Origin of the sequence: Acetobacter musti (assembly GCF_011516835.1) — a bacterium.
GTDB classification, from domain to species: Bacteria; Pseudomonadota; Alphaproteobacteria; order Acetobacterales; family Acetobacteraceae; genus Acetobacter; species Acetobacter musti.
This window is the reverse complement of sequence record NZ_WOTB01000007.1, coordinates 43,809-64,128: the sequence shown is the minus strand read 5'-3', so window position 1 is coordinate 64,128 and position 20,320 is coordinate 43,809. Positions and strand designations below refer to the sequence as shown.

At 58.1% G+C, this 20,320-nt stretch carries 16 protein-coding genes; 6 read left to right on the top strand and 10 right to left on the bottom strand.

Going from position 1 to position 20,320, the window contains the following annotated elements:
• The first annotated feature begins 39 nt into the window (after positions 1-39).
• Both bcp and GOB93_RS07250 read left to right on the top strand, forming a co-directional pair.
• Positions 40-513, top strand: a complete 474-nt coding sequence (gene bcp / locus GOB93_RS07255) for a thioredoxin-dependent thiol peroxidase (protein ID WP_173582833.1) — start codon at positions 40-42, stop codon at positions 511-513.
• Positions 514-654: 141 nt separating this feature from the next.
• The gene (locus GOB93_RS07250) at positions 655-1,044 is read left to right on the top strand and encodes a hypothetical protein (RefSeq protein WP_173582832.1); all 390 of its coding nucleotides are present in this window, start codon (positions 655-657) and stop codon (positions 1,042-1,044) included.
• 81 nt (positions 1,045-1,125) lie between these two features.
• On the opposite strand, the gene GOB93_RS07245 is transcribed toward GOB93_RS07250, so the two are convergent.
• Positions 1,126-2,055: a helix-turn-helix domain-containing protein gene (locus GOB93_RS07245; protein ID WP_173582831.1), complete on the bottom strand. Its 930-nt coding sequence runs from the start codon at positions 2,053-2,055 to the stop codon at positions 1,126-1,128.
• Between the two features lie 224 nt (positions 2,056-2,279).
• Here GOB93_RS07245 and GOB93_RS07240 point away from each other — a divergent pair, with 224 nt between their 5' ends.
• Genes GOB93_RS07240 through GOB93_RS07230 form a run of 3 tightly spaced genes read left to right on the top strand, consistent with a single transcriptional unit; the run spans position 2,280 to position 5,432 of the window.
• Positions 2,280-3,245 (top strand): thiamine pyrophosphate-dependent dehydrogenase E1 component subunit alpha, encoded by a 966-nt coding sequence (locus GOB93_RS07240; RefSeq protein ID WP_173582830.1) that lies wholly within the window; start codon positions 2,280-2,282, stop codon positions 3,243-3,245.
• A 30-nt stretch (positions 3,246-3,275) separates the two neighbouring features.
• Entirely contained in the window at positions 3,276-4,304 is a 1,029-nt protein-coding gene (locus tag GOB93_RS07235; RefSeq protein ID WP_173582829.1) for an alpha-ketoacid dehydrogenase subunit beta, read from the top strand.
• Positions 4,305-4,307: 3 nt separating this feature from the next.
• Positions 4,308-5,432 (top strand): acetoin dehydrogenase dihydrolipoyllysine-residue acetyltransferase subunit, encoded by a 1,125-nt coding sequence (locus GOB93_RS07230; protein ID WP_173582828.1) that lies wholly within the window; start codon positions 4,308-4,310, stop codon positions 5,430-5,432.
• Between the two features lie 399 nt (positions 5,433-5,831).
• Here the strand turns inward: GOB93_RS07230 and GOB93_RS07225 are convergent, their stop codons facing one another.
• Positions 5,832-6,527, bottom strand: coding sequence for an NADPH-dependent F420 reductase (locus GOB93_RS07225; protein ID WP_173582827.1), 696 nt, complete (start codon positions 6,525-6,527; stop codon positions 5,832-5,834).
• A gap of 215 nt (positions 6,528-6,742) precedes the next feature.
• Positions 6,743-7,666 (bottom strand): bifunctional methylenetetrahydrofolate dehydrogenase/methenyltetrahydrofolate cyclohydrolase FolD, encoded by a 924-nt coding sequence (gene folD, locus GOB93_RS07220; protein ID WP_173582826.1) that lies wholly within the window; start codon positions 7,664-7,666, stop codon positions 6,743-6,745.
• Between the two features lie 62 nt (positions 7,667-7,728).
• On the opposite strand from folD, the gene GOB93_RS07215 reads away from it, so the two are divergent.
• A complete protein-coding gene (locus tag GOB93_RS07215) occupies positions 7,729-8,844 on the top strand; it encodes a threonine aldolase family protein (RefSeq protein WP_173582825.1) in 1,116 nt (371 codons plus the stop codon).
• Positions 8,845-9,421: 577 nt separating this feature from the next.
• Here GOB93_RS07215 and GOB93_RS07210 read toward each other — a convergent pair.
• The 7 genes from GOB93_RS07210 to GOB93_RS07180 form a co-directional block, all read right to left on the bottom strand.
• A complete protein-coding gene (locus GOB93_RS07210) occupies positions 9,422-11,812 on the bottom strand; it encodes a phosphoketolase family protein (protein ID WP_173582824.1) in 2,391 nt (796 codons plus the stop codon).
• 2 nt (positions 11,813-11,814) lie between these two features.
• Positions 11,815-13,083 (bottom strand): acetate/propionate family kinase, encoded by a 1,269-nt coding sequence (locus tag GOB93_RS07205; protein ID WP_173582823.1) that lies wholly within the window; start codon positions 13,081-13,083, stop codon positions 11,815-11,817.
• A 224-nt stretch (positions 13,084-13,307) separates the two neighbouring features.
• On the bottom strand, positions 13,308-15,824 hold the full coding sequence (locus tag GOB93_RS07200; RefSeq protein WP_173582822.1) for a glycosyltransferase: 2,517 nt from the start codon (positions 15,822-15,824) through the stop codon (positions 13,308-13,310).
• Positions 15,825-16,205: 381 nt separating this feature from the next.
• Positions 16,206-16,880, bottom strand: a complete 675-nt coding sequence (locus GOB93_RS07195; RefSeq protein WP_173582821.1) for a phosphorylase family protein — start codon at positions 16,878-16,880, stop codon at positions 16,206-16,208.
• 225 nt (positions 16,881-17,105) lie between these two features.
• Positions 17,106-18,395, bottom strand: coding sequence for a hydroxysqualene dehydroxylase HpnE (gene hpnE, locus GOB93_RS07190; RefSeq protein WP_173582820.1), 1,290 nt, complete (start codon positions 18,393-18,395; stop codon positions 17,106-17,108).
• A gap of 5 nt (positions 18,396-18,400) precedes the next feature.
• The gene (hpnD, locus tag GOB93_RS07185) at positions 18,401-19,306 is read right to left on the bottom strand and encodes a presqualene diphosphate synthase HpnD (RefSeq protein WP_173582819.1); all 906 of its coding nucleotides are present in this window, start codon (positions 19,304-19,306) and stop codon (positions 18,401-18,403) included.
• Positions 19,307-19,360: 54 nt separating this feature from the next.
• On the bottom strand, positions 19,361-20,293 hold the full coding sequence (locus tag GOB93_RS07180; protein WP_173582818.1) for a squalene/phytoene synthase family protein: 933 nt from the start codon (positions 20,291-20,293) through the stop codon (positions 19,361-19,363).
• Between the last annotated feature and the right edge of the window lie 27 nt (positions 20,294-20,320).

Below are 20,320 nucleotides of genomic sequence, written 5' to 3'. Positions count from 1 at the left end.
CCGTTGCGTGTGGCACCGCTCTCGGGCAGGCTTCACGCCATGAGCAACGAACCTGTTACCGTGGGCGATAAGGCCCCTGATTTCACCCTGCAGGCAAGCCGGGGCAGAACCGTGTCGAGTGCGGATCTCGCGGGCAAACCTTACCTGCTGTATTTTTATCCGAAGGCGGATACGCCTGGCTGCACGACGCAGGCCTGTGGCATTCAGGAAGCTCTGCCCGCTCTGGGAAAGCTGCACCTGACGGTGATCGGCGTAAGCCCCGATCCGGTGCCGAAGATCGACAAATTCGCCGACAAATACGGGCTGGAATTTCCGCTCGCCAGCGATCCGGAGCATGAGCTTGCCGACCAGTATGGCACCTGGGTTGAGAAATCCATGTACGGACGCACGTATTTCGGCATGGAACGCAGTTCGTTCCTGATCGGCGCGGACGGACGCATCAAAGCGATCTGGCGTAACGTGAAACCGGCCGAGCACGTGGCCCTGGTTGAGAAAGCCGCAGCGGAACTCTGACGGCCGGCCCGGAGGCAGGACTCCGGACCGCTTTGTGACGGTTTGTGGCGTTTCGTGCCCGCAATTCGCCACGAATCGGGTGCCAGATGATCTTCTGGACCGGGACGCTCCAAGGAGCCTGTCCGGTCAGGGAGAGATGACATGCGCAAATCATTCCGTTCACTCATGATGATTCCGGCCCTTGCCGGCGTCCTCGCCGGAACTGCCGTTCTGCCCGCGACGGCGGGCGCTCATGGTTACGACATGCGGCGAGGCGGCCCCGGCTGGCATGGTCCGCGCTGGGGCGGTCCACACTGGGGCGGCCCGCCTCCTGGCGCGCGGTGGCATCGCGGTCCCGGCTGGGGACCGGGCGCCGTTGTCGGCGGCGTTCTTGGCGGCGTCGCGCTGGGCGCCCTCGCCGGCGCGGCGATTGCAAACACGGCGACTCCGCCGGTAGCCTATGCCCCGCCAGTCTACGCGGCTCCGGCGCCTTATCCGGTTGCGACACCGTATCCGTCCTACCCGGCTTATTCGCCTTACGGTTCCTGGTGATCCTGCAGCCACGGACCAGAAAGAGAAGCTGATCCGGTCCGCCAGATAAAGCTGCCGGAGAGTCGTCTGCCGGCGATGGCTTCAGGTCTTCTCCTGCATCCCGCGGATTTTCCGGTGCAGCGTGGACCGGCTGATCCCCAGCAGACGGGCGGCGGGAGCAATCTTGCCGCCTGACATCGCCAGCGCTCCTTCTATAACGGTGCGTTCCGCTTCATGAAAATCGGGAATACCCCGGCCACGGGTTCCGAGATCGAAGCAGACACTGGCCGAACTGTTTTCATGCAGTCCGAGCAGGGTTCGCGCGGCAAAAGTCGCGCCGACAACAACACGTGCCTCGTCGAGCGCGACCATTGGCAGCGACACTTCGCTGCTTTCCCCTAACAGAACAACGGTCTGACGCCGGAACGCTTCGAGAAAGCTCCGGCGCTCGATGCGCCGGGCGGCATCGATCAGCACGGCTTCCATCATGACGGCGATCCGCCCGTCCGGGTCCGGATGGGTTGAACTTGCGTCAAGCGCACCGGCCACCCGCCCGTCAGGGCCATAAAACGGTACGGCGGAGCAGGCGAGATAGCGCAGATCAAGCCGCCAGTGCTGTTCCATATGGACCGTGACGGGCCGGCCTTCGAACAGACTGGTGCCGATACCATTCGTGCCCGCTTCCCTCTCCGCCCACCGCGCGCCCGGCCAGAGATGCCAGCGGCGGTGTCCCTTCTCCTGCGGCTGATCGCCCCGATGCACCAGAACCACGCCCTCCGCGTCGGACATCAGCACGGTGTAGTCGAGCGTGGAAACGATTCCATGCAGCCGGTCGAGCTCCGGCTCAGCGATTTTCATCAGAGGCCCCATGCGGCCGCAGGCCTGCCGCAGTTCAGCGCGACAGAGCAGCTCAGGCGACGCCCGCACAGCCGGATCAAGCCGGTAAACCGTGGCGCAGCGCGTCCAGGACGCGGCGACGAGAGATGGCAGTGCCGCAAGCCGCTCATCCGGAATGAGGATCGCTTCGCTCATTATTTTGTCTTTCAGACCCGGTCCGGCATCCCTGTTTCCGGGCTCGCCGCATCAGAAGTGTCGCAGAACCGCGACACTCGCCGCCCTGATGTATCACATCAGCGTGACCCTGATGATCAGCACTCTTACCCGCGCCCGTCAAACACCGTTTCGTTCGGGCAGTTCAGAAACGCCGTTGGCGCTGACAATAACAGAACATCCGCCGATCAGGCAGGGGAAACGCCATGCAAATTGCCCGAGATATTCTACTTCGGTCCTATCGCTCCATGCGGACGATCCGGGAATTCGAGGAACGTCTGCACGTCGAATTCGCGACAGGCGAAATTCCGGGATTCGTGCATCTTTATTGTGGTGAGGAAGCATCCGGTGTCGGCGTCTGCGCGCACCTCACCGACACTGACACGATTGCCAGCACACATCGCGGACACGGACACTGTATTGCGAAAGGCGTCGGCGTGGACGGCATGATGGCGGAAATCTACGGCCGTCAGACAGGCGTATGTCGCGGAAAAGGCGGCTCGATGCACATCGCCGATCTGTCTCTGGGAATGCTCGGGGCGAACGGCATCGTCGGCGGCGGTCCGCCGCTGATCTGCGGTGCGGCCCTGTCCCACAAACTTCTGAAAGATGGCGCGGTCGCCGTTGCTTTTTTCGGGGATGGCGCATCCAACGAGGGCAGCACGCTCGAAAGCCTGAATCTGGCGACAGTCTGGAATCTTCCGGCGGTCTTCGTGGTCGAGGATAACGGATATGGCGAGGCGACCGCCTCGTCCTACGCCTGCGCAGGAAATCAGAAGGACCGCGCGGCCGGTTTCGGAATGCCTTACTTCGAATGTGACGGAAACGACTTCTTTTCGGTGTATCAGACCGCGGGAGAAGCGATCACCCATGCCCGCAACGGCAACGGGCCCGCGATGGTGCATGTGCATCTGGCGCGCTGGTACGGCCATTTCGAGGGCGATGCGATGACATATCGCGCCGACGGTGAAATCGCCGAACTTCGGGCGGATCATGACTGCCTCGTGAATTTTCGGAAACGTGTAACAGAAGCCGGGCTTCTTGAAGCCTCCGCGCTCGATGATCTTGATGCCGCGGTGAAGGATGAGGTCGATGCGGCGGTCGCGGCCGCGAAAGTGGCGCCGCTGCCCGTGGAAGATGACCTTCTGAAAGATGTTTACGTTTCCTACTGACACCATCCATTCCGTAACGGGACAAAGAGAATGAGTAAGAAAAGCTTCCGTCAGGCAATCAACGAGGCCCTGCGCCAGGAAATGCGGCGTGACCCGCGCGTCATCCTTATGGGTGAGGACGTGGCCGGCGGCCGGGGCGGCACCTCCGGAGTAAAGGATGCCTGGGGCGGCGTTCTCGGTGTAACAAAAGGACTGCTCACGGAGTTTGGCGAGGACCGTGTTCTCGACACGCCGATCACCGAGGCCTCCTATATCGGCGCGGCGGCAGGGGCAGCGGCAACAGGACTGCGCCCCGTGGCCGAGCTGATGTTCGTCGATTTCGTCGGCTGCTGTCTCGATCAGATCATGAATCAGGCGGCGAAATTCCGTTATATGTTCGGTGGCAAGGCGCGCACGCCGCTGGTGATCCGGGCGATGTACGGCGCGGGATTCAATGCGGCGGCACAGCACAGCCAGGCGCTTTATCCGCTGTTCACGCATATTCCCGGTCTGAAAGTGGTCGTGCCATCCTCGCCTTATGAGGCGAAAGGGCTGCTGATCGAGGCGATCCGGGACGATGATCCGGTAATCTTCCTTGAAAACAAGGTCATGTATGACGACGAGGAAGAGGTTCCTGACGATCCGTACACCATCCCGTTCGGAGAAGCGAACCTGACACGAGAGGGGGACGATGTAACGATTGTCGCCTTCGGCCGGATGGTGAAATTCGCGAATGAGGCGGCAGACCGGCTGGAGAAGGACGGGATTTCCTGCACGGTGATCGATCCGCGCACGACATCGCCTCTGGATACCGGAACAATTCTCGATTGCGTCACTGACACGGGCCGTCTGGTGATCGTGGATGAATCCAGCCCGCGCTGCAATCTGGCGACCGATGTCGCGGCTCTTGTCGCCGAAGAAGCGTTCGACGCACTGAAAGCGCCGATCCGGCGGGTCTGTCCGCCGCACACGCCGGTGCCGTTCGCAACGGCCCTTGAGAGTCTTTATGTGCCGAGCACGGAAAAGATCGAGGCGGCAGTCCGGTCTGTCGCATCTTACAAAGCAAAAGCGGAGGCCTGAACAATGAGCGGCACGATTACACCGGTCACGATGCCGAAATTTGGTCTGGCGATGACGGAAGGCAAGCTGGCAGGCTGGAGCGTCAGACCTGGCGGAACGGTGAAAGCCGGTCAGGAAATTGCCGATATTGAAACAAGCAAGATCACGAACGGCTATGAGAGTCCGGCGGAAGGGATTCTGCGGCGACAGGTCGCAGCCGAAGGTGACATGCTGCCGGTTGGCGCCCTGATCGGTATTCTGGCGGATGAATCGGTGCCGGATGCGGAGATCGACGCTTTTATCGCGAAGTTTAACGAGGAGTTTTCCAGCGGCGAGGACAGCGCGGCCGGAGAGGCCGAGCCGCAGCGTAAGGTCGTCGAAGTCGGCAATCTGAAGATTTCCGTGCAGGAATCAGGCTCGGATCATGGCGGCATCCCTGTGCTGCTGATTCACGGATTTGGTGGCGATCTGACGAACTGGATGCTGAACCAGCCGGCTCTGGCGGAAAAGCATCGGGTGATCGCCTTCGATCTGCCTGGACACGGCGAGTCAACCAAGGAAGTCGGAGACGGGAGTCCTGTAACATTTGCAGAGACAATCGGGAAACTGATGAGCGGGCTGGAAGTCGACCGGGCGCATGTCATCGGCCATTCGCTCGGCGGAGCAATTGCGCTGGAACTGGCAAAAGCAAAGGGCGACGCGGTGGCGTCTCTGACGCTTATTGCACCGGCGGGGCTCGGGACAGACATCAATATGGCGTTTATTGATGGATATATCGAGGCGGATCGCAGGAAGACGCTGGAGCCCGTGGTTCAGTATCTCGTCCATGACAAATCGCTGGTTACACGGGCCATGGTGGAGAACATCATCCGCTTCAAACGTCTGGACGGCGTTGTAAAAGGGCTGAAAACCATAGCGGAAACCTGTTTCCACGACGGAAAGCAGGTATTCCCGCTGCGGCCGGTTCTGGAGGCGTATAAGGGACCGGTTCAGGTTCTGTGGGGTGAGGATGACGAGATTCTCTCCGTCTCCGGCGCTGACGGCCTGCCTGCTTCCGTGACGGTCACGCGTTATCCGGCGACCGGACACATGCCTCAGCTTGAGAAGTCGTCTGAGGTGAACAAGGCCGTTGCGGCATTTATCGGGTGAAAGATAACAGGGCTCTCCCCTGCACCTGCCAAAGGCCACCGGCCTCTGGAAACCATTTTATTTAAAAGGCTGTTTCAGAAGTTCGCAGGGATAAAAACTTTCATACCAACCGGATGATGTTATGTTTTTTCATCCCGTTCATCTGTTCGCTTCAGCCAGCCTCAAAAAGCACCCCGCAAAAAGATTTAAAAAAACAATAAAAGTTTCTGGATGCCATCTTTTTCCAAAAAGGCGGCATCTTCTGAAGCTTTTTGAAAAAAGCTTCACCAAAAACTTCTTTATAATTTACATGAGGTTTCGTGGGCAGGCTTTTAAAGCAGCCTCTGATAAACTCAGGATACAGGGGCCTGCGGCCCCTGCCAGGTCCGGGCAGCGCCCGGATTTCCTCTCCCGCCAGAATCAGCGCGGTGCGTTAAAATCGCCGGGACTGTTATCAGTCGCGGTCCATTGCGGGGTGCGTTTCGGGCTGGCCTCGCTCAGCGCCTTGCGAACACCGGCCACATCGAGATCGGCGCAATAGACCGGGGTGCCAGGCTGCTGACGCCAGGATTCAGCAAGTGGCCCGTCGTCCACGGTGTCAAAACCGATCTCATTAATAAGCGTCATGACCGTCTGTTTCGCCGCGGCATCATCGCCTGAAACAGGCAGCGCAATACGGCCGGGCGTGCCGGCCGGCTTGCCGTTTTCGAGCAGATGCTTTGCATAGATGTTGTTGAACGCCTTGATGACAGGGCGGCCAAGATGTTCGGAAACCCAGACGCTCTCCGGCGTGCCGCTTTCAATAGCAGCGATCCGGCCATCGCGCTCACGCGGGTAATAATTGCCGGTATCGACGACCACGACGTTTTTCGGCACAGACTGGAGCAGGGTTTTGCCGAGAGCAGGAATTTTGCTTTCCGGAATGGTGATCACGATCAGATCAACATCCCTGACCGCATCCTGTGCAGTAACGGCCTGAGCACCGGTTTCTTTTGCCAGCTCTGTGAGGGTCTGCGGACCGCGTGAATTGGCGACCCTGACCTGATGTCCGGTTGCGGTGAAACGCCGCGTCAGTGTGCTGCCGATCTGTCCGGCGCCTACGATTCCGATCTTCATGACGTGCCTCCCATCCTGATTTCGATCTTTTGCATATAGGAACAGGAGACGCGGATTCCAGAAGGCAGAGTACCAGGGTGCTGCCCCGTGACCTGCAAAGGGACACGATCACTCTGACCCCGGTCTGTTAATTACGGGCCAGAGCCCTGCCCGTCGCCCGTGCGGCAAAACACATAACCGCGCCAGTTAAACAGGAGCGTCAGACAACGGCCGCGTCAGCCCGCATTGCCCTCCAGGCTGAGACGCGCCGCCGTCAGCGTATTCTGCAACAGACAGGCAATGGTCATGGGACCAACGCCACCAGGGACAGGCGTGATACGCCCGGCAATGGGAGCCACTTCGTCGAAAGCAACATCACCAACAAGCTTCGTTTTGCCGTTGCTGGTCGGAACGCGGGTGATGCCGACATCGATGACGGTGGCGCCGGGTTTGACCCAGTCCCGGCGAACCAGGCCACTGACGCCGGTGGCGACGACGAGAATATCGGCGGTGCGGGTCAGAGCCTGTGGGTTGACGGTGTCAATATGCGCCACAGACACGGTGCAGCCCTCGTTCAGCAGCAGCAGGGCCATGGGTTTCCCGACAAGGTTGGAGGCCCCGACAACGACGGCATTGAGGCTGCGCAGATCTCCGAGTTCCGATTTCAGCAGCATCAGGCAACCGAGCGGCGTGCAGGGAACCAGGCCAGGAAGACCAAGGCTCAGGCGGCCGGCATTGACCTCCCCGAGACCGTCGACATCCTTTTTCGGGTCGATGGCATTGGTGATCCGGCGGGCATCAATGCCTTTCGGAAGGGGAAGCTGGACGAGGATGCCGTGGATTTCGGGATCGGCGTTCAGACGGGCGACAAGCTGGAGGAGTTCGGCTTCCTTCGTCGTTTCCGGCAGCATGTGCATGAAGGAGCGCATGCCGACTCTGTGTGTTTCCAGCGCCTTGTTGCGGACGTAGACTTCGCTGGCGGGATCATTACCGACCAGCACGACGGCGAGGCCGGGGGTGATGCCGTGTTTTTCGTGGAACGAAACGACATCCGCGGCGATCTGTTTTCTCAGACCGGCGGCGAAGGCTTTGCCGTCAATCCGGCGTCCTCTTTCGGAAGGGGTTACGGCCGTGGTTTCGGGAGCGGTCTGTTCTGGCATGGGCGGGTTTCTGCTCGGATGCTAGAGTAACTGTGTTTGCGACGAAGAGGCAGGAAGGCAACATGAACCAGAACACTGTCGAGCAGCCATCCGGTGACACGTCGGCTTCCGGGGGGGATACTGCGGCACACATACGCAGGAACTTCGCCAGCGACAATGTTTCGCCTGTTTGTCCGGAGATTCTGGCGGCTCTGAACGCGGCCAGCACGGGGTCTGCATCCTCCTATGGCGGCGATCCGTGGACGGAGAAGCTGGAACGCCGGGTTTGCGAGATTTTCGAAACAGAAGCACGGGTGTTTCCGGTCTCTACGGGAACGGCCTGCAACAGTCTTGCGCTGTCGGCGCTGTGTCCGCCCTGGGGAGCGGTGCTGTGTGATGAGAGCGCGCATATCAATAATGAGGAATGCGGTGCGCCGGAGTTTTTCACTCATGGAGCGAAGCTGCTCGGTCTGCCATCCGGGGATGGGCGGATCAGTCCGGATCTGCTGAAGCGCGCGCTGGAAAAGGCAGCCTCGGAAGGGTCTCACTCCAGCAAGGTGTCGGCGCTGAGCGTCACTCAGGCGACGGAATGGGGCACGGTCTACCGGCCGGGACATCTCCGCGAGATCACAGGAATGGCGCGGGACGCTGGGCTCGGCGTGCATATGGACGGGGCGCGGCTGGTGAATGCGCTGGCGTTTCTGGACTGCTCGCCGGCGGAGATCACGTGGCGTTCAGGGGTGGATATTCTGTCTCTGGGTGCGACGAAAAGCGGCGCGATGGCGGCGGAGATGATGGTTGTGTTCGATCTGGCGCGGGCGGAAGAGATGGATCGCCGACGCAAGCGTGCGGGCCACATCTGGTCGAAGCAGCGGTTTCTCAGTGTGCAGTTGCTGGCCTGGCTCGGGGACGATCTGTGGCTGCGCAATGGACGCATCGCCAATGAGATGGCGGCGCGGCTGGCACGGGGCCTGCTGCGTCAGCCGGGAGCCGTGATGCCCTTCGACACGGAAAGCAATGAGGTGTTCGTCGTGCTGCCGGAGCTGCTGCTGGAGGCGCTGGAGGCGGCGGGGTTCGGGTTTTACCGCTGGGTAACGCCGCCGGGTGTGGACGGCACGCTGATCCGGCTGGTCACAGGCTATGACACACGAGCCGAGGATGTGGATGCACTGCTGGAGGTTCTGGCGGCGGTGGAGTAATATCTGGCGCAGCAATTTGCAGATCGCTGCGCCAGACGAAATAAGACTTCCTGCCCCCTCCCTGGTGGCAGGTCGTCGAACGCTCTTTCACAGGCGACACGCTTTCGAAAGCTCATCCTGGCCTCTGATCGACACTAAAAGACTGTTTCAAACAGTCTGCCTGTAAAACCTCCGCTTAATTATAAAAGAAGTTTTGGCGAAGCTTTTTTCAAAAAGATTCAGAAGACACCGCCTTTTTGAAAAAAGGCGGCACCCAAAAACTTTTATTGTTTTTTATCAAAGGTTTATCAATAAGTAGCCTTTGATCCCGGCTGAAGTAGGCAGGTGATCAGAACTCAAAAAATCACAACATCATCAGTTTTTATAAGAATTTTTATACATATACGGCTTTTGAAACAGCTTCCAGGAAACCGTCCCAAAAACCGCTGTCCGTGCCAGCCTCCAGACCCGCACTCAGTGATAAATCAGAATCACCCGCTACGGTTCTCACCAACCCGGTTCGACAAAACGCTACCCCGAAAAGCCTGAACAATCCGGCTCTCGCCCAGACAGACAAAACCGGTTACCGGATAACGATTCAGGACCACGTCCAGTCACGAATCTCCGGCATATCTTCGCCGTACATATGGATATATCGCTTGTGGGCAACGAGCTTATCGCTGACGGCATCCTGAACATATGCAGCATGAACCGCCAGGCGAGGCACCCGCCGGACAATATTCATAACCAGATGAAAACGATCAAGTTCATTGAGAACGGTCATGTCGAATGGCGTCGTCGTTGTGCCCTCGTCCTGATATCCATGAACATGAAAATTCACCGCATTGGAACGTTTGTAAATAAGGCGATGCACCAGAGACGGATATCCATGAAAGGCAAAGATCACCGGCCGATCAGTCGTAAATAACGCATCAAAAATATCATCCGGCAATCCGTGAGGATGCTGTTCCGGCAACTGCAGCTTCATCAGATCGACAACATTGACAAATCTCAGCTTCACATCCGGGATATGTTCACGCAGCAGCTTAACAGCGGCGAGAGCCTCCAGCGTCGGCACATCACCGGCGCACGCAACAACAGCGTCCGGTATTTCCCCTTTGTCATTACTGGCCCAGTCCCAGATCCCCAGACCTTTACTGCAATGCGCAATAGCGGATTCCATATCGAGCCACTGCAGTTCCGGCTGCTTTCCCGCAACAATCACGTTCAGCGTGTCACGGGCACGCAGACATGCGTCTGCCGTGCAAAGCAGTGTGTTGGCATCCGGCGGCAGATAAATTCTGGAAATCTCGCCTTTTTTGTTTGCCACGTGATCCAGAAAACCAGGATCCTGATGGCTGAACCCGTTATGATCCTGTCGCCACACATGCGACGTAATCAGGTAATTAAGTGATGAAATCGGCTGCCGCCAGGGAACATCCTTCGAAGTTTTCAGCCATTTCGCATGTTGATTGACCATGGAGTCAACGATGTGAACAAAGGCTTCATAGCATGAAAACAGCCCATGCCGCCCGGTCAGAAGATAACCTTCAAGCCAGCCCTGACAGGTGTGCTCACTGAGAATCTCCATCACCCGCCCGTCCGGGGCAAGATGGTCGTCATAATCGTAACGCGTCGCCTCCCAGGCCCGGTTCGTCGCATCCAGCACAGCATTAAGGCGATTTGAATTGTTTTCGTCCGGAGAAAGAACTCTGAAATTCGCCTGATCAAGATTGGCCTTCATGACATCCCGGAGCCAGACAGCCAGAACACGGGTCGATTCACCGACCAGCTGTCCGGGCGCAGAGACATCCAGTCCATATTGCGAAAAATCCGGCAAACGTAACGGCCGCCTCAGCAGACCGCCATTCGCATGGGCCGAAGCACTCATACGCTTACGACCAGCCGGCGCGAGCGCCAGGATGTCAGAATGCGGACGCCCCGCTTCGTCAAACAGCTCCTCCGGCCGGTAAGATCGCATCCAGCGCTCAAGAATTGCGAGATGATCTCCTTTCGCAAGATCAGACACCGGCACCTGATGCGACCGCCAGTATCCCTCAGTCCTGAGCCCGTCGACAGTTTTAGGACCCGTCCAGCCTTTGGGTGTTTTCATCACGATCACTGGCCAGACCGGCATAGCGCCCGCCATACCGCCCGACCGCGCCTCATTCTGAATGGACCGGATTAATCTGAACGCTTCGTCCATCGCCGCGGCCATCGCCTGATGGACGAGAACAGGATCATCACCTTCCACGAAAATGGGCACATGACCGTACCCCCGCAGAAGCGCCTCAAGTTCATCATGCGGAATTCTGGCCAGCACGGTGGGATTGGCGATCTTGTAGCCGTTCAGGTGAAGGATCGGAAGAACAGCCCCGTCACGAACCGGATCAAGAAACTTGTTAGAATGCCACGAAGTTGCCAGCGGACCGGTCTCCGCCTCTCCGTCACCAATGACACAGGCCACAATCAGATCCGGATTATCGAAAGCAGCGCCATAGGCATGTGAGAGCGAATAACCCAGCTCGCCGCCCTCATGGATGGAACCCGGCGTGGTCGCGGCAGCATGGCTGGGAATACCGCCAGGAAAAGAAAACTGCTTGAACAGGCGGCAAATCCCTGTTTCATCCTGTGTTATATCAGGAAAATATTCGGAATAGGTCCCTTCCAGCCAGGTGCTTGCAACCACACCCGGCGCGCCATGCCCCGGACCCGCAATAAACAATATATCCTGATCAGATTTCTTTATTAAACGATTCAGATGCAGCCAGATAAAATTAATACCAGGCGTCGTGCCCCAGTGCCCCAGAAGACGCGGTTTCGTATGTTCGAGTTTCAGAGGTTCACGAAGCAGAGGGTTGGAAAGAAGATAAATCTGCCCCACAGACAAATAATTTGCGGCGCGCCACCAGCGGTCAAAAAGAGCCAGATCCTGTTCAGACAGGATATTTTTATGACCGGATGTGACGATTCCCTGTTGCTGGGACATTATCATTTACTCCCGATATCAGTAGATAAATCGCCGTCCGTATGCGACTGACCAGAATGGCCGAGACAACTGCAGACTGCTCTGCAGATCATCAGATTTTCATTTGTCGGCTCTGCAAATACTCTCACTCTGCTGTCATCCGCGCTGATAACGGATAACGCCCGCGCATTACGCTCCTCATCCAGAACGACGCCAAGCCATCCGAGCGCGGCGCAGATATCGCGTCGTAACACAGCGTCATGTTCACCAATCCCCGCCGTGAAGACGAGACCATCCAGCCCCCCCAGAACAGCCGTCAGCGCCCCGATCTGCTGAACGACACGGTACGTAAATAATTCAAGCGCCTGCCGGACAGAATTCACGGAAGCGGCCTCCCGCAATTCGCGCATATCAGACGAAACACCTGAAACACCCAGCAGACCTGACTGCCGATAGAGAATATCCACGATCTCATCGGGCGAGCGCCGCTCCGCCTGTGCCAGATATATGACCGCACCCGGATCAACGGCTCCGCTGCGTGTGCCCATAACCAGACCATCCAGCGCGGTAAGACTCATGGTGGTTTCCACACTGGCCCCATTCCGCAAAGCGCAAAGACTGGCGCCATTGCCAAGATGCGCCACAATCACCCGCCCGTTCGCAATGTCAGGCGCAATCTCAGACAGGCGCCCTGCAATATAGGCATAAGACAGACCATGAAAACCGTACCGCCTGATCCCCGCGTCATCGTAGCGACGCGGCAGTGGAAGGCGCTTTGCAACATCGGGCATCGACTGATGGAACGCGGTGTCAAAACATGCAATCTGCGGAAGGTCAGGTCGCGTCTTTGCCAGAACCGAAGCCGGAGCCAGACAGGCTGGCTGATGCAATGGCCCGAAAGGAATTAAATCCGCGAGGTCCGCAAGAACCTGCTGAGACAGTCGTGTCGGCCCCAGATAGCGGGAACCCCCATGCAAAATGCGATGCCCGACAGCACTCAGCTGTGCATCGCCGAGATGACCTTCGATCCACTCAAGGCAGGGCATGATCGCATCAATCCGGACACCGTGCGGAGGATGCTCATCGTCGTTCGTCCGTGGCAGAAGCGACTGATCGACAAGAACTTTACCCGTCTTATCAACCGCCGAGAATCGTGCCCCTTCTTCGCAACTCTCTATGGCGCCGTGCAGGATGCAGTCACCCTGCTCAGGCCGGACCTGGTCACGTGGCTGATACAGAGCAAATTTCAGACTCGATGAGCCGCTGTTCAGCGTCAGAATGACACCTGCCATGGACGCTCCCCCGATACTACGTGCCTCCGGCACTGCCCCGACCGCCCCGCAACATGCCGCGACACCACATACGGCGAAGCACACACTGCCGGACAGGAAGCCAGACCCCTACCCGACAGGCCCCTTCACCTCAAGCAACACTTAAGTGACGACACCGGCATTCAGATGAGGTTAGCGGCATCAGGGGACGGACGATATGATCCCGATCACATCGTCCGGAAAATTCAGTCCGGGTCCGCCAGATCGTAATAATTCTGATCAATAGAGAAATAACGTGAATATGCCGGATCATGCCGATACAGACGGGATTCCGCCCATCGGTCACGCATATACTGAGACTCCGCATAAAGCCGCTCTTTCTTCGCAGGAGTTTCATCACTCCCCCGCGAAAAACTCTCGTAATGCACCGCCCGGAAATTGTTGCACTGGATAATACGCCATCCCGCTTCACGAAGTTTCAGACAGAGATCCACGTCATTATAGGCGACTTTGAGGTTCACCTCGTCAAATCCGCCAACTTCCCGAAAGGCTTCCGCTCTCACCAGCATGGCCGCGGCCGTCACGGCCGTCACCTCATGACTGACCAGAGCCCGCCCCATATAGCCATATTCGTCAGCGGAAAGACCGTGATGGACGTGGGTGGCAATCGTATCGGGATGAACAACCACCCCCGCGTGCTGCACCCGACCGCTGGGATAAAGAAACTTACCGCCCACAGCCCCGATATCATCAGCCGAAAGCGCTTCCGCCACAGCGATTTCAAGCCAGTTTTCATCCTGAACAAACAGATCGTTGTTCATAAAGACAAAAAATTCAGCTTCGTTATCGACCGTAGCCAGATTATTCAGGCGAGAATAATTAAACTGTTCTTTGACACTGAGAACCCGCACACGCGGGTCCCGGCTGATATCCCGGCAAAACGCCTGTGTCTCTTCTTCGGTCGACCAGTTATCAACAAGAACAATATCAAATGATTCATATCCGGTTTTCGAGAGCAGACGGGATACACATTCCTTTGTTGTTTTCACCTGATCTTTAAAGGGAATAATAATCGAAACATGAGGAGAGCGTGGAAGAGACCACTGAACATTATATAGCGTGACACCATTTATCGCAGAAACAGTGGCGTTATACCCCACGCGCTTCAGATGATCGGAGACACACCGGACACCCGCATCCGTCGCGTATTCCTTATTGGCCAGCGTCGTCGCCGTTGAATTCGCCGTCTTCCGCCAGTGATAAAGCACTTCAGGAATATGCAGAAAACGCTCGCGTGGCACAATTTCAGTAAGCCGCAACAGGAAATCATGATCCTGCGCCCCGTCATACTGCGCTCTCAGATCACCGGCGAGGCGGACAACATCCGACCGCACCATGGTCAGATGACAGATATAATTACATCCAAGCAAATAACGGTAATCAAAATCCGGCTTAAAATGAGGTTCCTGCAGATACCCGGATGGATCTATTTTATCCTCATCAGAATAGATGACCAGCGCGTCGGTATCGCGTGCCCCCTGCAGCATAGCCTCAATGGCTACATCGACGAGAAGATCATCATGATCGAAAAACAGAATCCACTCGCCTCTGGCTGCCTTAATGCCGGCATTGGTCGCCTCTGAGATACCGGCATTTTTTCTGAGCCTGATCAGGCTTATCCGCGGATCTCTGCGGCTGTACTCAGCCAGGCGCGCAGCCACCTCCAGAGATTTACCACCGTCATCGACGACGATCAGTTCCCAGTTAGTCCATGTCTGGGCTGCCACAGAATCAACGGCAGCCATGAAATCCGTAATATCCGGCTTGTAAGTAGGACAGATAACGCTCACCAGAGGCTGTGTCTCCGGCGATAAGCCACCCGTCTCACGCCGGCGTTCCGCAATCCGCGCCCGTAAATTCGGGAAATATCGCTTTGCCCAGCTGTCGTAGCTATCAAGCCCGTATTTCTGCGACGGCAAAAGGTCGGCAATCTTTCCACGCAGAGAAGCAATTTCTTTGTAAAGATGCTCAACCGTGTCACCAAGAGTCCGCAAACGCCCTTCGAGCTCATGCCCCACAAACGCCGTCGTAACCGGACTGCCCTGAACGTCGATATCCGCGTCAACAATGACAACACGTATCGTACGGGCTCCATAGCTGCTGAGCACCTGCGGAAGCGAAACCTGAAAGCCGCAGTAAGGGTCTCCGCCGGCCGCTTTCATAACGTCGCCACGAAACCGTTTCGCATGAACCTGAACGAATGGCACGTCGTCGATAAAGATCGCTATTTCACAGTTACCGTCTCTCGCGCCGCTGACCGGGTCCACACGCTGAACCCAGCCGCAGAGCGCCCCGTTTTTTATACCGTCAAAAAATGATTCATAAACGTAACGAGGCGTCAGAACGACCGCCATATCCTCCTCATGCAGCGATCCGTCCTGCTGCGCCAGAGACGGGACTATGGACCGATCAGGAAAACGCAGACCGATCCGGTGCTCTTTTCCATCAATAAAAGCCTTCGGAATATCGAACACAAACCCAAGCCGGGCGGTCATGATCCCCAGAGTGGCCTGAACATCAGCACGCGGCAGATCGCAGACAGCGACACCAACCTCCTGTTCATCGACCAGAACATGAAGCCTGACGGGCTCACGCGGCAACGCAAGATTACACGCCCATCCTTTCAGCTGAGACCCTTCAATACTGTCGAAATAACCCACGAACCGGGTCAGACGCCGTCCGGTTAACTGTGAAGCGCTCATTCAGATCCTCATCACCGGCAGCACATCAGATAATCTCTGCCTCATCCTGTTATGTACGGCTTTCCGCCAGGAGCGGACAGTTCACCATAAGCCCCCGGCATTATGTTTTGATGCCTCCCAGGAATATCTTAAAAAAATCTTCCCTGTCCCGGGTCTGGCTCAGCACATGCAGTCCATGAATGAACTGTCTGTCCGGCACACATTATCCGCATAGAAAAACACTTTAATCAGACATTAAAACAGCAGGTAACCCACCCCGGAACACCTTCCCGATATCTTTTATCTACCTCAATATTTCATTTCTCCATTCAGAAATCAAAAACATATCAGAGAGTTACATCAATCGGGATACGGTGCCGTCAGGAAAATTTACATTGCCATTCAGAATCGACAATGAGCTTCCAGGAACCGGTTCATAGCGCGACGCGCTTTAAAAGCATCAATACCCAGACCGATCAGACCACCAATCTGACCAGGGTCCCGAAGTAATGATCGCAACAGCAATCCGGTTTTCACGCCGCCATCAGGAGACAGGGCAATACCGGCCGCAGCCGGCAGCGTGCGTGAACCCGGATCACAGATGGCACGCAGAACCGCAAAGGATCTGCCATGCTGCCGGGCCGCCTGGGCCACAAAACCGCTTTCCATATCCAGCGCGCAGCAACCGCTTTCATACGCCAGAAGCTGTTTGGCCTCAGCGTCCAGGACAACTGAATCACTGTGAAGAAGAGCCCCGGCAATGACCTCGCCAGGCGTCGCACCGAGCCGGCGCCGCAATGCAGGATCGCAGGGGCAGAGCGTCTTCTCCACCATGACGACATCCGGAATAACAATGTCCCCCGGTTTCAGAGCCGGGTCCAGGCCGGCAGCAAGTCCAAAGGACACCAGATTCCGGACGCCACAGGCAATCAGGCGGCCCGCCCCCCGCTCAGCCCCTTCCCGGGTAGCGCCGCTGACCGCGATCGGAGAGTCGGGCCAGAACTTCCGCAACAATTCGGCCTCAGCCCTGAGACCCACAAGGAAACCCATTTCCTGTTTTTCACAGTCCGCCGTCATCACCCGCTCTTCAGAAAACAAAACTTACTTCACGTATATTGCCTTGCACCGGATCACGCCAGGCGGCGGAAAACAAAGGCGTAAGCAGCGGATTCAGCACAAATTTGCCGCAGATACACAGCCACGCCGCCACCGGAGACAGCGCAGGAACAACGCCGACAAGGACGACACTGGCAAAGGACCGAAACCTGCGCCGCCAGCACGCTCATCACCAAGCAGCAGTCTTCAGCGCAGCCCCAGAGTACGCACAGCTTCAACGCCCGACTGTACAGCGCCATCAATCGTCGCCGGCAGACCAGTCGCCGTCCAGTCACCGGCCAGCGCAAGATTCGCAAGCGGCGTCCGGGCGCCGGGACGCCGGCGTAACTGCTCGGGAGTCGCCGCGAAGGTCGCCCGCTTCTCCCACACCAGACGCTGCGCGGCTGGCTCTCCAGGGAGCGGCGCATCCAGCATCGTATCAAGCGCCCGCCTGACTTCCTCCCAGATACACGCCAGCAACTGGTCCGGATCCTGCTCCGCATACCGGTTCGCGGCGCTGACTGTCACAGAAACCACATCACCTCTGAGGAAAATCCACTCAGTCGTCGCGCCGATCACACCCATAAACCGCGCTTCACCAAATGAACCCAGAGCCCTCGGCCGCTTCTCCAGACGAAAATGAGCGTTCAGAATACTTTCAAACGCATCAGGAGCGCGAAAATCAGGAATGGCCTGTTGCAGCAGAGACGCAGCGACCGGCGCCGTCACCGCGAGAATCACGGTGTCCCGTTCATCGACATCGATGGTCTCATCCGGAAAACACAGACGCGACACCCGGCCTCCGGACGTCTCGATAGACGCAACACGCCGCCCCGTACGAACCTCGCATTTAAGCACGGAAAGATGGGCCAGCGCCGGATCAACGAGACTTTCGGAAAGACCGGTTTTCGGAAACTGCGGCAGACAGGCGCGCCCGCCCTTCGCCAGCGATTCCCGGATAACGTGTCCGAGCAGCGCGGCGCTTGCCTCGTCGCTCGGCGTGTTCAGCGCCGCTATGGAAAACGGATCGAGCAGCCGGCGGGCGAACGGGCCGGGCAGCAGACAGTCCGAAACGACCTGGTCCGGACCGGCTTCCATCAGCCGCTTCAGACTGACCAGTTCGCCAAGCCGCATCCCCGGAACGCGCCTGCGGGGACTCAGAACCCAGAACGGAATGCGCCCGGCCGAGAGATCAAGCGTCCAGCGCCCACCCTCGGCCAGATCGACAAAGGGGAACACCGGCCGGTTCGGGCCGGTCATCGTATCCAGCGCACCAATCAGACCGAGATAACGAAAAACGGACTGATTTGCCGTGAGCAGCAAATGATTGCCGTTGTCGATCCGGCAACCAAGCTTCCTGTCCTCATAGGAACGCGCGCGGCCACCGCATACCGGCCCGGCCTCATGCACGATCACATGCCGGCCACTTCCCGCCACCTCAACGGCAGCAGACAGACCAGCCAGCCCGCCACCAATAATATGAACACGCCCCGTCACGGCGATCAGGCCGCAAACGCCTGAAGAACCCCGACTGCCTTGCGAAGCTTCGAGACCGGAGATGGCGTCAGAACATGATCCCAGCCGCGTCGCTCCAGAGCATTCAGAATGGCGAGATAACTCCCACCCATCATGCGGGCCGGCACCATCGCCTTCCGGTCACATTTTTTCATCGCAGCGAACGCATTCCGAAAGTGATCATGCGCTCTCGCGGCTATAATGCGCATCACCCCGGCAAGACCCGGCGCCGTCAGCACACGCTGCGGATCCGCCGGCACGTCAAACCGCGCGAGAAGATCCCGAGGCAGATAAAGCCGGCCAAGCCGGGCGTCGACCGCAACGTCGCGCAGAATATTGGTCAGTTGCAACGCCCGTCCGAGATGATACGCCACACGCTCAGCATGGCCGGAGCTGTCTCCGAAAACATGCACGGACAGGCGCCCCACCGCCGAAGCCACCCGGTCACAGTAGAGATCGAGCGTCTCCTCATCCGGCGCCACCATCGGGCTGCCGGCATCCATCGTCATCCCGTCAATAACCGCGTCGAAATCGGCCTGCTTCAGCGCGAAAAAACGAATCGCCGCGTGAAGAACCCGGTCCAGGGCATCGCACGTCTCATCGTTATACAGACGGGCAATCCGCTCATGCCACGCCTGCAGCCGGGCGATCCGCTCCTCCATCTGCTCCGTACCGTTCAGAGCAGAGGGAGTGTCGCCGTCAGCAATATCATCGACGATCCGGCAGAACGCATAAATGGCGTACATCCCGTAACGACGATACGGCGGCAAAATACGCATACCCGCAGCGAACGACGTTCCGGACTGGCGCACAATCGCCTCGACGCGGGCAAGATCAGCCGGATCGCAGCCAAGCGGCGTCGGCTCATCATGCGTGCTGTTCGTGTCAGTCATGAAATTCTCTCCCGCGCGGACCGTACCGGACCCGGCCTCACAAAGGTCATTGCCTCACGTTTTCCACGCCCGGAAAGCAGACACAGCCGCAAGGCCGAAATCCGCTTTCGACAGCGCGACGCGCTCCGCAAGCGGATCACCGGTCCGCAGACGCGCCGCCAGCAGATGAGCAAGCCGGATCACAGCCCCGCAATACATCCGCATCCGTGGCACCTGAACTCTCCGCACAAGCGCCTTCGAATGGGCATTCAGCCGGTCCACTTCATCGAGCATGATATCAAACACCGTCCGCAGCCCTGGCGTCGTACGCGAACCCAGCAGCGCATCCGCTCCAAGCCCCTGACGGGCAAGCAGATCAAGCGGCACGTAACATCTGTCCAGACGCTGCAGATCGCCCCTGCAATCCTGCAAATGATTTAAAATCTGCAAAGATGTGCAGAGCGCATCCGACGCCGGAAACGTCGCCTCGCTCTCTCCGTGCAGACTCAGAAGAAAGCGGCCCACCGGGTTGGCTGAGTAACGGCAGTAGCGATCGAGATCAGCCTGCGTCTCATAGCGCGATCTGACGGCATCCTCACGAAACGCCACCAGAAGATCCGTCGCGACAGAAAAAGGAAGCCCGGTGCGCAGCAGGCTGATCCTCAGCCGCGAGGCAGAGAGAGCGTCCTGCCGGTCCGGCGCATCGGCCTGCCCCAGAAGGATCGCCTCCATGGCGTCGAGCCGCGCTATTTTTTCATCCGGCGTCAGAATCTCGCTGTCAGCAACATCATCGCTGAACCGGGCGAAATCGTAATAGGCGTGAATATGCGCCCTCAGACCCCGCCTGAACAGCAGCGACCCGACCGGAAAATTCTCATCCGCCTCCCTCTTCCCGGAAGACACATCCGGCGCCCGCCACGGGTCAGTCCCGGCAGCACCGCCAGCCCGCGTGGCGGCTGCGCCGGAAACAGGCCCGTTCGGCCCGTCGGAAGGAGAATACGACAACATGGCGCGCTGCTTTACACGCTCCGGAGA

Bases quoted from the DNA above. Each gene is read 5' to 3' on its own strand.
- folD (WP_173582826.1), bottom strand. From the start codon at position 7,666: ATGCCAGAACAGACCGCTCCCGAAACCACGGCCGTAACCCCTTCCGAA.
- GOB93_RS07205 (WP_173582823.1), bottom strand. From the start codon at position 13,083: ATGGCAGGTGTCATTCTGACGCTGAACAGCGGCTCATCGAGTCTGAAA.
- GOB93_RS07225 (WP_173582827.1), bottom strand. From the start codon at position 6,527: ATGAAGATCGGAATCGTAGGCGCCGGACAGATCGGCAGCACACTGACG.
- hpnD (WP_173582819.1), bottom strand. From the start codon at position 19,306: ATGACTGACACGAACAGCACGCATGATGAGCCGACGCCGCTTGGCTGC.
- GOB93_RS07240 (WP_173582830.1), top strand. From the start codon at position 2,280: ATGCAAATTGCCCGAGATATTCTACTTCGGTCCTATCGCTCCATGCGG.
- GOB93_RS07250 (WP_173582832.1), top strand. From the start codon at position 655: ATGCGCAAATCATTCCGTTCACTCATGATGATTCCGGCCCTTGCCGGC.
- GOB93_RS07245 (WP_173582831.1), bottom strand. From the start codon at position 2,055: ATGAGCGAAGCGATCCTCATTCCGGATGAGCGGCTTGCGGCACTGCCA.
- GOB93_RS07195 (WP_173582821.1), bottom strand. From the start codon at position 16,880: ATGACGGCGGACTGTGAAAAACAGGAAATGGGTTTCCTTGTGGGTCTC.
- bcp (WP_173582833.1), top strand. From the start codon at position 40: ATGAGCAACGAACCTGTTACCGTGGGCGATAAGGCCCCTGATTTCACC.
- GOB93_RS07210 (WP_173582824.1), bottom strand. From the start codon at position 11,812: ATGTCCCAGCAACAGGGAATCGTCACATCCGGTCATAAAAATATCCTG.
- GOB93_RS07180 (WP_173582818.1), bottom strand. From the start codon at position 20,293: ATGTTGTCGTATTCTCCTTCCGACGGGCCGAACGGGCCTGTTTCCGGC.
- GOB93_RS07235 (WP_173582829.1), top strand. From the start codon at position 3,276: ATGAGTAAGAAAAGCTTCCGTCAGGCAATCAACGAGGCCCTGCGCCAG.
- GOB93_RS07215 (WP_173582825.1), top strand. From the start codon at position 7,729: ATGAACCAGAACACTGTCGAGCAGCCATCCGGTGACACGTCGGCTTCC.
- GOB93_RS07200 (WP_173582822.1), bottom strand. From the start codon at position 15,824: ATGAGCGCTTCACAGTTAACCGGACGGCGTCTGACCCGGTTCGTGGGT.
- GOB93_RS07230 (WP_173582828.1), top strand. From the start codon at position 4,308: ATGAGCGGCACGATTACACCGGTCACGATGCCGAAATTTGGTCTGGCG.